This window comes from Parapedobacter sp. 2B3 (genome assembly GCF_041925275.1).
Lineage (GTDB): Bacteria > Bacteroidota > Bacteroidia > Sphingobacteriales > Sphingobacteriaceae > Parapedobacter > Parapedobacter pyrenivorans_A.
In genome coordinates this window covers 163162-175425 of the sequence record NZ_JBHEUZ010000012.1, presented here as the reverse complement: position 1 = coordinate 175425, position 12264 = coordinate 163162, and the positions used below count along the sequence as shown (strand labels likewise).

The window sequence follows — 12264 nt, the reverse complement described above, 5'->3', positions numbered from 1 at the left end:
GGGCACATTATAACCGGTTACTTCCCAAATCGGCAATCCCCTTCTTCAAGGTAAAGAGGATGTAATCCCGGCTACGCCGCACGCGCTTGGCCAATCGGCCGATCAGTTCGTCTTCTTTGCCCGGCTCAAAAGCGAGGTCATCATCAGAAAGGTGATTGTATTTACGCCGGAATTTCGCTTTCGCGATTTCCCACTCCTCCGGGGTCATTTTGATATCAGCCATATACCATTGATTTGCGACAAAACTAGCGAAAGTTGCCTTGTGGTGCAAGTTTATTGCCATTTTCGGCTTGAATTTTGCTATGGTTGGACAACAGTATACGAATAGACATTTAAAAATGATTAACGCTATGAAAAAGTACTTTATTATTGCATTTCTCGTAACCGCCACGATTTTTGGCGCCAACGCCCAATTGCTACCGAGTTTTCAATTCGGGGTCAAAGCGGGCCTTAACTTTTCCAGTTTGAAATCGGAAGATAGCGGTTGGTTGGATGCAAGCACGCGCACCGGATACCAAGCGGGTGTTTGGGCACGCGTAGGCGGAGCCGGCATACATTTCCAACCCGAGCTTTATTTAACAGGAAAAAGCTCCGAAGCCAAACTGATTGAAGAAAACGAAGAAGGCAAAGTGAGTTTCACTTCCTTAGACTTACCGTTGTTGTTGGGTACGCGTATTGGCTTCGGCCCCGCAGGATTGCGCATCGTTGCTGGTCCGGTCGTCTCGTTTGTTGTCGACAAAAACATCGGTGAATCACTGCAACAAGTCACTGATTTCGGTGAATACAAAAACCAAGCATGGGCAGTAACCGGCGGGCTTGGGCTCGATATCAGCAACTTCCGCATCGATGCACGTTACGAGCATGGGCTAAGCGAGTTGAGCAAAAACGACAGTGCCCCGCAGAAGGTAAATCTCTGGACGGTGGGCATCGGCTACCGGTTGTTCTAACAAACCCCGTTTAGCAAAAAATATACAAGGAGCGCCACGCAATTACCAGCGTGGCGCTTTTGTTTTTTCGCGCTTAAACATTAGAACAGTTCTAAATTAATGATTTTGCTTGTTTGTTTTCACGTGTATTGAATCAATTGGTAGATTTGCTTACCAAAATTAAATATTCGAGGAGAATGAATAAGTCCAAACCACTACTTTCCTCATCGCTTGGGAAGAAGCTTGTCATGAGCTTGACCGGTCTGTTTTTGTGCACATTTCTGATTGTCCACCTGATAGGCAATCTACAGTTATTTTACAACGACCAGGGGAAAGCCTTCAATGACTATGCTTATTTTATGACGCATTTTACGCCGATTAAAGTCGTCTCATACCTGCTTTACGCATCTATCGTCATACACGCTATTTATGCGCTGGTAATCACCATCCAAAACAAAAAAGCGAGACCCGTTGGTTATGCCGTTTATCACGGATCGGCAAATAGTGCCTGGAACTCCCGCAATATGGGGATACTGGGTACAGTTTTGCTGGTATTCATTGTAACCCATATGAGCAATTTCTGGTGGAAATACCATAATGACGACGTGCCGTACGTCGAATACCGCACCAACCTCACTACGCAAGAAATCACGGCAACCGAGCTGATTGCCGGAGAGTTTACAGATTATGTGAAATATGTAGACAGCGATATTGAGATACTCAGGGCCAAGGATTTGTATAAACAGGTGCAGTTTGCATTCAAAAACTGGATCCTGGTGGTATTTTACGTCATTGCGATGGCGGCGCTGTCTTTCCACCTTATCCATGGTTTCAAGAGTGCGTTTCAGACGTTGGGATGGGACCATAAAAAATATGCGCCCCTTATCCGATTTATCGGAATTTGGTTATTTGGCGTGGCTATCCCCATTGGATTTGCGGCCATGCCGTTGTATTTCTATTTTGCTAGCTAGCAACTATGTGATGTCCGGGTTTACCGGACACAACGATATAACAGACATCATCATATGTTAGATTCGAAAGTACCAGCAGGGCCACTGTCCGAAAAATGGTCGAAGCATAAGTTTAACCTGAAGTTGGTCAATCCGGCCAACAAGCGGAAATATACCATCATTGTGGTAGGCACGGGGTTGGCCGGCTCATCTGCTGCTGCCTCACTTGCCGAACTCGGCTACAATGTGAAGGCTTTCTGCTATCAGGACAGTCCGCGCCGGGCGCATTCCATCGCTGCCCAAGGCGGCATCAACGCCGCTAAGAATTACCAAAACGACGGCGACAGCGTTTACCGATTGTTTTACGATACGGTGAAAGGGGGTGACTACCGCTCGCGCGAGGCCAACGTGCATCGCTTGGCTGAGGTATCGGTAAATATCATCGACCAGTGCGTGGCGCAGGGTGTACCCTTCGCCCGCGAGTACGGTGGGTTACTCGACAACCGTTCGTTTGGTGGTGCCCAGGTTTCCCGTACATTCTACGCCCGGGGCCAAACGGGGCAGCAGCTGTTGCTGGGTGCTTACTCCGCGCTGAACCGCCAGATACACAAGGGTACGGTGAAGATGTATAACCGCCATGAGATGTTGGATCTCGTGACCATCGACGGCCATGCACGTGGCATTATCACACGCAATATGGTGACGGGGGCCATCGAATCGCACGAAGGCCACGCCGTATTGCTATGTACAGGAGGCTATGGCAACGTATTTTTCCTCTCTACCAATGCCATGGGCTGTAACGTTACCGCGGCTTGGCGCGCCCACAAGCGCGGGGCGTTCTTTGCCAACCCATGTTATACACAAATCCACCCTACCTGCATCCCGGTAACGGGCGACCACCAATCGAAGTTGACATTGATGTCTGAATCATTGCGTAACGATGGCCGTGTGTGGGTGCCGAAAACGGTGGAGCTTGCACAAAAACTACGCAAGGGCGAAATTAAAATCGCCGACATCAAAGAAGAGGACCGCGATTACTACCTTGAACGTAAATACCCCTCTTTCGGTAACCTTGTGCCGCGTGACGTGGCCTCCCGGAATGCAAAAGAGGTCGTAGACGAGGGGCGGGGCGTCGGCACGTCGGGCGTGGCGGTATTCCTCGATTTCGAAGACGCCATCAAACGGCTGGGGGAAGATGCCGTACGTGCCAAGTATGGCAATCTATTTGACATGTACTACCAAATCACGGACGAGAACCCATATAAGCAACCCATGCGCATCTACCCTGCCGTGCACTACACGATGGGCGGTGTTTGGGTCGATTACAACCTGATGACGACGGTGCCCGGTCTCTATGCGCTTGGCGAATGCAACTTCTCAGACCATGGTGCCAATCGCTTAGGTGCCTCGGCGCTGATGCAAGGCCTGGCCGATGGTTACTTTGTGATTCCTTACACCGTGGGTAATTACCTCGCTGGGCTAGGCTTCGCTCCCGTAGACAAAGGCCACCCGAATTTCGAAAAAACCCGCAAGGAAGTAGAGGACCGCGTGCATCACCTGCTTTCGCTGAAAGGAAATAAAACCGTGGACGACATCCACAAAAAGCTCGGCCACATCATGTGGGAGTACTGCGGCATGGCCCGTAATGAAGCGGGCCTCACCAAAGCCAAAGGACTCATACAAGCGTTGCGGCAGGAGTTTTGGAATGATGTGACGGTGTTGGGCGAAAACGAAGAGATGAACCAATCGCTTGAAAAAGCTGGCCGTGTGGCTGATTTTCTCGAATTGGGCGAACTGATGGTAGACGATGCCCTTAACCGCCGCGAATCATGCGGGGGCCACTTCCGCGAAGAAAGCCAAACGGAAGAAGGCGAAGCTAAGCGTGATGATGAAAATTTCAGCTACGTGGCTGCATGGGAGTATAAAGGTGCTGACCAAGCCGAAGTATTGCATAAAGAACCTTTGGTGTTTGAGAACGTTAAATTGACACAACGGAGCTATAAGTAATAAGTCGTAAGTCAATAGTCATAAGCCGCTAGTCGTAAGTCGTAGCGCAAAAGCATAAAGCAAAAAACCATGAGTGGAAACATGAACCTGACGCTCAAAGTATGGCGTCAAAAGAACAACGATACGAGGGGTAAATTTGTAACCTACCAGGCAAACGGTATATCGCCCGACATGTCTTTCCTTGAAATGCTGGATGTAGTGAATGAGGAGATGGTACGGAAAGGCGAAGACCCCATCCACTTTGACCACGACTGCCGCGAAGGGATATGTGGTATGTGCTCGCTCTATATCAACGGCCGGCCTCACGGACCAAAACAACTGACCACCACCTGCCAGTTGCACATGCGGAGCTTCCACGATGGGCAAACCATCGTGATTGAGCCTTGGCGCGCATCGGCATTTCCGGTAATCAAGGATTTGGCGGTAGACCGGACCGCATTTGATCGCATCCAACAAGCGGGGGGATACGTCAATATAAATACCGGCGGGGTCCCCGACGCGAATTGCATCCCTATTCCGAAGACCGTAGCCGATGAAGCGTTTGAATCTGCTACCTGCATTGGTTGCGGTGCTTGTGTAGCCGCCTGCAAGAATTCTTCGGCCATGCTATTCGTTTCGGCCAAAATATCGCAATACGCCTTGTTGCCGCAGGGCCAAACCGAACGGTATAGCCGCGCACAGGCGATGGTCGACCAGATGGATGCAGAAGGATTTGGCAGTTGCACCAATACAGGGGCCTGCGAGGCGGAATGCCCGGTAGGCATCAAACTGACCAATATTGCGCGGATGAACCGTGAATACCTCACGGCCAAGCTCTTTAAAGAAGAAGAAGTGCACTAAGGGAGCTGCCATTGGCTTACCCGGAACCCCCACAATAATGCAATATTGTGGGGGTCTCTATTTTTATGTAGATTAGCAGCTATAAACGGTGAGTACAGTTGTCAAAATACGGCTATTGTTGTTGGTGCTGACGTTATGCTTCATAGGCACCGCTGTCACCATCAACTTGACGTTCAACAAGGAGGAAATCCTGCTCCTCGATGGCCGGCGTATCCAAAATAACCTCCACAAAAAAGAACAGATCGTATACAACTTCCTGAGCGACTCGATGCGCTTCAACGCGCTTAGAGCGATGGAAACCGATGTGAACCACGCAGAGGAGATCCTCGATTATTTCGTGGGCCAACATGATATCTATCCTTTCATCTACGTAAATAGCGAACTGGCTATCTGGGGTACGGACAAAGCCGTTCCGAAAACCGATGCAGGCATCACGGAAGGAGTGGACATCATCAACCTCGGAAACGGGTGGTATGAATCGATCAAAAAAAGTGCGGGTAACTTCTCGGCGTTATTCCTGATCCCGATAAAATCTGACTTCCAGAAAAACAATGAATACCTGCAGGATAGGTTCTCCAAAAATCTCATCGAAACCAACAACCTCGAGATCGCCGACTACGATGACCACCTGATTTATAACATCAGGAGTATAACCGGTGAGTACCTTTTTTCCGTAAAGCTGAACGACGGGCGCCACGACACTTTTTTTTCCAAACTGGAACTCGCCATATGGATACTGGCGGGGCTTTCCGTAGTGCTTCTGCTCAATATCATGTGCATTTGGCTGAGTAGACGCGGTTGGGTATGGTCTTCAATAGTTCTCTTTGCCTGTTGTTTGGCGGGTATTCGTTACCTAGACCTCTATTATGGTTGGCTGTCTTCCCATTTCTATACGGGCCTTTTCGATTCACGCAATTTCGCGTCCAGTTTCCTGTTTCCCCATCTGGGCGGACTGCTCCTCAACATTGTCGCATTCACTTGGTTTATCGGCTACCTGTATACCTTCAGAAAACAGCTCCATATACCGGCGATTGGCCGCACGAGGGTGGGGAGTTTACTAATGGTCCTCCTCCTCGGTGCCGTGATTTATACTGTTAGCCATGCAGTGGCCGATGTATTTTCGGGACTGGTGACCAACTCCGACATCAATTTTGACGTGACCAACATCTTAGGCCTCAGCTTCTACAGTTGGATTGGCATTTTCGCTCTTTGCTTGAGTATGATGTCGCTGCTACTACTCATCGATTTACTGGCCGAGGTTGCCCATACTCTGATCCCAAACAAAAAATGGTTGCTTTTCACCGGTATAACGGCCGTTGTCGTTGCTGGGATACTTGTTTGCCTAGCCGATTTTTCGTTCAGCAATCCACCGCTTACCTTCCTGCTGCTGAGCACGCTGATTGGATTGCGGGTGTGGTATACACAGAAGGAACGTCGGTTCGACCTGGCTGTTTTCATCGCCACGCTATTGCTATTGGCTTCCATTACCGCGATAAAGCACAGCGAATACCAACACTACAAAAAAGAGGAGAAGCAAAAAATCGCCCTCTCCAGGCTGGAGGCCGTCGATGATGCGAATGCGCTCGCCCTTTTCCACGACCTGGAGAAAGAGATCGTGAAGGACCCCATCCTCATCGATTACTTCAAAATGCCTCGAAATGAAAACCGCGAGCTACTCAACGAGCACCTGAAAAGGACCTACTTAAGTGGGTACCTCTCGCGTTACGAATTTGTAGCCAATGAATACAACACGGAGTGGGTACCTATTGGCAACAGTTCTGCCAGTAAGCGGCAGGCCTACCGCGAAAAGGTCATTTCGGGCGCCATCAAAGTATCTGAAAATTTCTATCGCGGAAACAGCCGGTTTGGCAATTTCGAATACTTCGCTCAATTACCGGTGCAGGAGAACGGCGAATTATTGGGGATTTTGCTTATCGAGCTCCAAAACCGGTCGTTCAGCCAACTGTCTTCCTACCCGGATATCCTTGCCGACAGTAGGATCGACCAACAACAAACTGAATTGATAGCCGGCTATGCGTATGCATTCTACCAGCATGGTACGCTGGTAAGCCAGTATGGCGACTATGTATATCCATTGTCTACGGCGGCTTACCCCAATGAACTCCGGAAATTCATTTCACTGGGCACCGAAGGGGGTTATGAGCACATGATGCGCCGTCCCAACAGCCGCACCCTGATTGTGGTGAGCAGTCCGCAGCGTAGTAGTTGGATGCAACTGGCCGCACTATCGTTCATTTTCCTTGTATTCCTACTGTTCGCCATACTAGCATTCACTGCGCGGTGGTTGGTATTGACACTCAACGGCAACGACTTCAGCTTGCGCAACCTCCGATGGAGCTTCTTAATACTCTCCAATAAAATATTGTATAGTACCCGCATCCAGACATTCATGGTGGTAGCTGTGGTGACCACACTGATTGTAGCTGGTATCATCACGTTTTTTAGCATCAGTAGCCAGTTTAAAAAGCAACAGGAAAGCGGTGTATTGAAATATGTGGCAGACATCGCTTCCAGACTGGAGTCCCGCTGGCTTAAGGAACTTGACTTGAACAAGGGGCTATCGGCGGATGAGCAATTCAATACCATCGCCGAATCTGTTGCGGCCGACCTGAACCTTTATGACACCAATGGACAGCTTATCTATTCCACTCAGCCGCGCATCTACGATCTGCGTCTGCTATCACGTTATATGCAGCCGCACGCGTGGCTGCATATGGCCCGGTATCAGCGGTCTGAATTTCTGCAGCACGAGCATATCGGAGGGTTGAATTTTATCGCTGCCTATGCCCCCATCAGAAACGACGAATACGAAGCGGTGGCATTCCTCAGTTTACCGCATTATAGTTACCGGAAAGAATTTGACCAGAATGTAGGTCTCCTGCTCAATACCCTCATCAATATCTATGCATTGGTCATTCTGGTGCTCGGCCTCTTCGCGGTATTCGTAGCCAACAAAATTACGGCGCCGCTCGCGCTAGTGCAGCGTAGCTTGGCCAAAACCAGCATCGGAAAACCCAATGAACCCATTTTCTGGAAACGCCACGACGAAATCGGCAGCCTTATCAAGGAGTATAACCTGATGATCGTAGCGCTCGAACAGAGTGCCAATACCATTATGCGCTCGGAACGTGAATCGGCTTGGCGCGAAATGGCCAAGCAAGTGGCCCACGAAATCAAAAACCCACTTACGCCGTTGAAGCTTGGCATCCAGCAATTGGAGCGCTCGTGGAAAGAAAAGGACCCGAGGTTTGAAGAGCGGTTCGAAAAATTCAGTGAATCATTCATCGAACAAATCGATAGTCTCTCACATATCGCATCCGAGTTCTCCGAGTTCGCCAAAATGCCCGATACACAGCTCAAGAAGGTCGATGTGCTGGACATTCTAGCCAAGGCGGTCGAAGTGTTCCGTAATAATGTGGGCGTTCGGATTGCGGTTACAAATAGTTGTGGCGAAAATGCCGTTAACATACAGGGCGATCGCGACCAATTGCTGAGGTCGTTCAACAATTTAATCAAGAACTCGATTGAGGCAGCTATCACGAAGCGTCGGTGCCAAATCAATATCTCCGTTGCCTATGATGCGGATCATTATGTGGCAATTGCCATCCAGGATAACGGGGAGGGCATAAATCCCGGGGCCCGGGAAAAGTTGTTCCAGCCCAATTTCACTACCAAAAGTTCCGGGACCGGGTTGGGGTTGGCGTTTGTAAAACAGGCTGTGGAAGGAATGGGCGGAAGCATCCGGTACGAGACTCTTGTGGGGAAAGGGACAACTTTCTACTTGCGTATCCCATCGGTAAACGCGCAGCAATCTACCGTCTAACTATACGTTGAGGGGCTATTTCAATACAACGCTGCTTTGCCCCATCACCGCGTTGTCGGCATAGAGCAAAATGGTATAGGTCCCTTTTTGAAAACCTCGTGCATCGGCCCATTGGAGGGTATAAGCAGCCCCGTCGTTTTCAAAACTTATCTTCGTCTTGTAGGTGTACTGCATCTGCCTACCGTCCACTTCAAAAAGCCCCCGGTCTTCCGTAGTCACCAGATTCCCGTTGGGATCGATGACACGCATGTAGATATCGTGCTCACCAACCGCCGCCAGCGGATTGTCTGCCAATGTAAAATTGATACGGAACTTATCAACCCTCCGTGCCCGGGTTTCCACACTCTCCCTATCATTATTCCGTTGCCTCGCACCATTGACGGAAATACTCGAAACCTTGATGGCCGAGGCTAGCTTCACCATATCGACCAAATCGGTACGCTCTGCCTCCAGTTCGGCCAAGCGGTCGGAAGACGAAGAAACGGCTTGTTTCAATTCGTCACGTTCAGAAATCAATTGTGCATTGCGGTTTCGGAGCTGTTCAACTTCTTGTATGTAGTTCGATGCTTGCTGCTTCAATTGGTTTATCTCCTGTTGCGCTTTGCCCAACTGCTCACGGGTGAGATTACTTTTGGCCAGTTCTGCCCGCAACGTTGCAATGGTGGACCGTACGCTGTCCTGGGCACCCTTCAACGCAGCATTAAGTTCGATATTTTGATCGGTCAACCGATCCAGCTCCGCTTCGATACGGTCTATTTCAGCCTCCATGCTCACCTTCTCTTCCGTCAGCTCATAAACCTTATCGTCTGTACTTTTGTATTTAACGTAGAAATACACATTGGTCGCTAGCAAGGCAGCAATAGCAACCACAAAGAAGTAAATCTTTGTGGAATCCCTTCTCGATTCTTCCGGAACGGACTCGGTACTTTTTTCTTGCATCGTACGTATTTCTTGCATGGCCTATTGACAACACCCCCGCTAACACACCAGCCCATTACAATGCAAAAATTGTTCCAACATACTTTTCCCGCTGTAGTTTGGTTACTAACTGGGGTTCAGCAAGGTGCGGAAGCGATATTCCAGTGGCTAAAAACCACCGCGGTGTAGGTATTCTTCCTTACGCATCAGTTGAAGGTCAGCATGTACCATGTCCTTTATCAGCGCTGCAAGGTCGTATTTCGGTTGCCAACCGAGTTGGCGTTGCGCCTTTGTTGCGTCGCCGATTAAAATATCCACCTCTGTGGGCCTAAAGTAGGCTGGGTCTATTTTTACCACCGTTTGCCCAAACTTGATCCGCGCAGCATCGATGCCCAGCGCAGCCAACCGAACTTCATCGACATCAATGACTACCCCTTTTTCCGTTTCGCCCTTCCCACTGAACTCAACCTCGATACCCAATTCAGCAAAACTCAGCTTTACGAAGTCGCGTACGGTGGTCGTAATGCCGGTAGCCACGACATAGTCCTCTGGCGATTCCTGTTGCAGCATCAGCCACATCGCTTCGACATAATCTTTGGCGTGTCCCCAGTCGCGTTGCGCCGAGAGGTTACCCAAAAATAACTTATCCTGCAATCCAACGGCAATGCGGGCGACCGCCCTTGTAATTTTCCGTGTTACGAAGGTCTCACCCCGGATAGGGCTCTCATGGTTGAACAATATGCCATTGCATGCATAGAGCTGGTAGGCTTCGCGGTAGTTGACCGTGATCCAGTAGGCATATAGCTTGGCAACCGCGTAAGGGCTTCGTGGGTAAAAAGGCGTCCGTTCGTTCTGCGGCACTTCCTGCACCAACCCGTATAATTCGGATGTTGCCGCTTGGTAAAAACGGCATTTGCTGCCAAGCCCGAGCAACCGGATAGCTTCCAATATCCGCAACGTACCCAACCCATCGGCATTTGCCGTATACTCGGGCGTATCGAAACTCACCTTTACATGGCTTTGTGCGGCTAAGTTGTAGATTTCGTCGGGCTGGGTTTCCTGAACAATGCGGATAAGATTCGTGGCATCGGTAAGGTCGCCGTAATGCAGCGTGAAATGACGGTTGGTCTCATGCGGATCTTGGTACAAATGGTCTATACGGTCCGTATTGAACAGTGAGCTACGGCGCTTCACGCCATGTACACGATAGCCTTTTCCGAGCAGGAACTCGGCCAAATAGGCCCCGTCCTGTCCGGTTATCCCTGTGATTAATGCGGTCTTAGCCATATAATCAACTATGTTGTTTCAATACCGATTTCAACAGGTACTGCCCATATCCGCTTTTTAAAAGCGGACGGGCGGCAGCTTCGAGTTGTTGGCCATCAATATAGCCCATGCGGTAGGCCACTTCCTCGATACATCCGATTTTCAGGCCCTGCCGCTCTTCGATAACCTGTACAAATTGCCCGGCTTGCATAAGTGACGTAAATGTTCCGGTATCTAGCCAGGCTGTACCCCGGCTGAATATACCCACCTTTAGTTGGCCTTGTTGGAGATACACACGATTCACATCCGTGATCTCATATTCACCGCGTGCCGATGGTTGGATATGCTTGGCAATGTCTATGACGGAGTTATCATAAAAATATAAACCCGGCACAGCATAATTGGATTTGGGCCGGGCTGGTTTTTCTTCGATGGAAACGACACGGTGGTCGTTGTCAAACTCAACCACGCCATAACGTTCGGGATCGGATACGGGATAAGCGAACACCACGCCGCCTACAGGATCCGCACTCTGCTGCAGCAAACGCGACAGCCCTTCGCCATGGAAAATGTTGTCGCCAAGGATAAGGGCTACTTTATCCTTCCCTACAAAATCCTCACCGATCACAAACGCCTGTGCCAACCCGTTGGGCTCAGCTTGCACCTTATAGGAAAACGAGCAACCGATTTGGGATCCATCGCCCAGCAATTTACGGAAAGCAGGCAAGTCGTGCGGAGTAGAAATAATCAGCACCTCCCGAATACCTGCCAATAGCAGGGTGGAGAGGGGGTAATAAATCATCGGTTTGTCGTAAACCGGCATCAACTGCTTACTTACAGCCAGTGTTAATGGATGCAATCGTGTGCCGGACCCTCCAGCCAAAATAATACCTTTCACTTTTTTCCTTCTAAAATAAACAGAAAGGCAAAGCTATCAATTTTTAGGCGAACTGCCCCAAAAAGGTAAAAGATCGCTGCTATTGCGCGGCAACCGTGAACGGAACAGCAAAAATACCCCAAAGCAACGTTACCGTGCCGTTTTTATTGCCGCTTATCGTGAATTGCTCTATCGAATTGCCTCCCGTTTCATTGGGTGTAGCAATGACGCGCAAAGCGTCCTGCTCTTGGTCATAGCGTGTGCCCCACTGGTCCCATACTTTGTTGAAAATAAGGGTCACCTGCTGCTCACCGGGGATGGAGTAAAGGCTGTATTTTCCAGCAGCGAGCGGCTGCCCCTGCACTAAGACGTCCTTATCCACTTCAAATGTCGTAGCCTCATTGGCTCCGGTACGCCAAACTTTACCGAAGGGGGCAATCTCTACGCCGATCTGCCGACCCTTTAACGAAGGTTTGCTGTAATGGATATCGATGGTGACACCATCGTCGGTTGTCAAGGTGGTACGGGCGGGCGGGCTGGCCCGCTGGCTTTTGTCTTGCTGTGCAAAAGCAACGGTAGACATGACCACTACCGCGAAGAATGATAACAGGGTTGCTTTCATAACTTTTTGTTTAT

Annotated in this window: 10 protein-coding genes; 5 read left to right on the top strand and 5 right to left on the bottom strand. The window is 49.7% G+C overall.

Annotated elements, in window-relative coordinates:
• Positions 1-7: 7 nt before the first annotated feature.
• Positions 8-223, bottom strand: a complete 216-nt coding sequence (locus tag ACEVG1_RS14690; RefSeq protein WP_374744503.1) for a hypothetical protein — start codon at positions 221-223, stop codon at positions 8-10.
• A 127-nt stretch (positions 224-350) separates the two neighbouring features.
• Here ACEVG1_RS14690 and ACEVG1_RS14685 point away from each other — a divergent pair, with 127 nt between their 5' ends.
• From ACEVG1_RS14685 to ACEVG1_RS14665, 5 genes are all read left to right on the top strand, one after another.
• On the top strand, positions 351-947 hold the full coding sequence (locus ACEVG1_RS14685; RefSeq protein ID WP_374744502.1) for a porin family protein: 597 nt from the start codon (positions 351-353) through the stop codon (positions 945-947).
• 176 nt (positions 948-1123) lie between these two features.
• On the top strand, positions 1124-1897 hold the full coding sequence (locus ACEVG1_RS14680; protein ID WP_374744501.1) for a succinate dehydrogenase cytochrome b subunit: 774 nt from the start codon (positions 1124-1126) through the stop codon (positions 1895-1897).
• 54 nt (positions 1898-1951) lie between these two features.
• Complete coding sequence (locus ACEVG1_RS14675; RefSeq protein WP_374744500.1) at positions 1952-3883, top strand: fumarate reductase/succinate dehydrogenase flavoprotein subunit; 1932 nt, start codon at positions 1952-1954, stop codon at positions 3881-3883.
• A gap of 69 nt (positions 3884-3952) precedes the next feature.
• Positions 3953-4723: a succinate dehydrogenase/fumarate reductase iron-sulfur subunit gene (locus ACEVG1_RS14670; protein ID WP_374744499.1), complete on the top strand. Its 771-nt coding sequence runs from the start codon at positions 3953-3955 to the stop codon at positions 4721-4723.
• Between the two features lie 88 nt (positions 4724-4811).
• Entirely contained in the window at positions 4812-8567 is a 3756-nt protein-coding gene (locus ACEVG1_RS14665; RefSeq protein WP_374744498.1) for an ATP-binding protein, read from the top strand.
• Between the two features lie 15 nt (positions 8568-8582).
• On the opposite strand, the gene ACEVG1_RS14660 is transcribed toward ACEVG1_RS14665, so the two are convergent.
• The 4 genes from ACEVG1_RS14660 to ACEVG1_RS14645 form a co-directional block, all read right to left on the bottom strand.
• Positions 8583-9506, bottom strand: a complete 924-nt coding sequence (locus ACEVG1_RS14660; RefSeq protein ID WP_374744497.1) for a hypothetical protein — start codon at positions 9504-9506, stop codon at positions 8583-8585.
• Between the two features lie 147 nt (positions 9507-9653).
• Positions 9654-10772: a GDP-mannose 4,6-dehydratase gene (gmd, locus tag ACEVG1_RS14655; RefSeq protein WP_374744496.1), complete on the bottom strand. Its 1119-nt coding sequence runs from the start codon at positions 10770-10772 to the stop codon at positions 9654-9656.
• Between the two features lie 4 nt (positions 10773-10776).
• Positions 10777-11649: a glucose-1-phosphate thymidylyltransferase RfbA gene (gene rfbA / locus ACEVG1_RS14650; protein WP_374744495.1), complete on the bottom strand. Its 873-nt coding sequence runs from the start codon at positions 11647-11649 to the stop codon at positions 10777-10779.
• A gap of 79 nt (positions 11650-11728) precedes the next feature.
• Positions 11729-12250, bottom strand: coding sequence for a DUF2911 domain-containing protein (locus ACEVG1_RS14645; RefSeq protein WP_374744494.1), 522 nt, complete (start codon positions 12248-12250; stop codon positions 11729-11731).
• Positions 12251-12264: the final 14 nt, after the last annotated feature.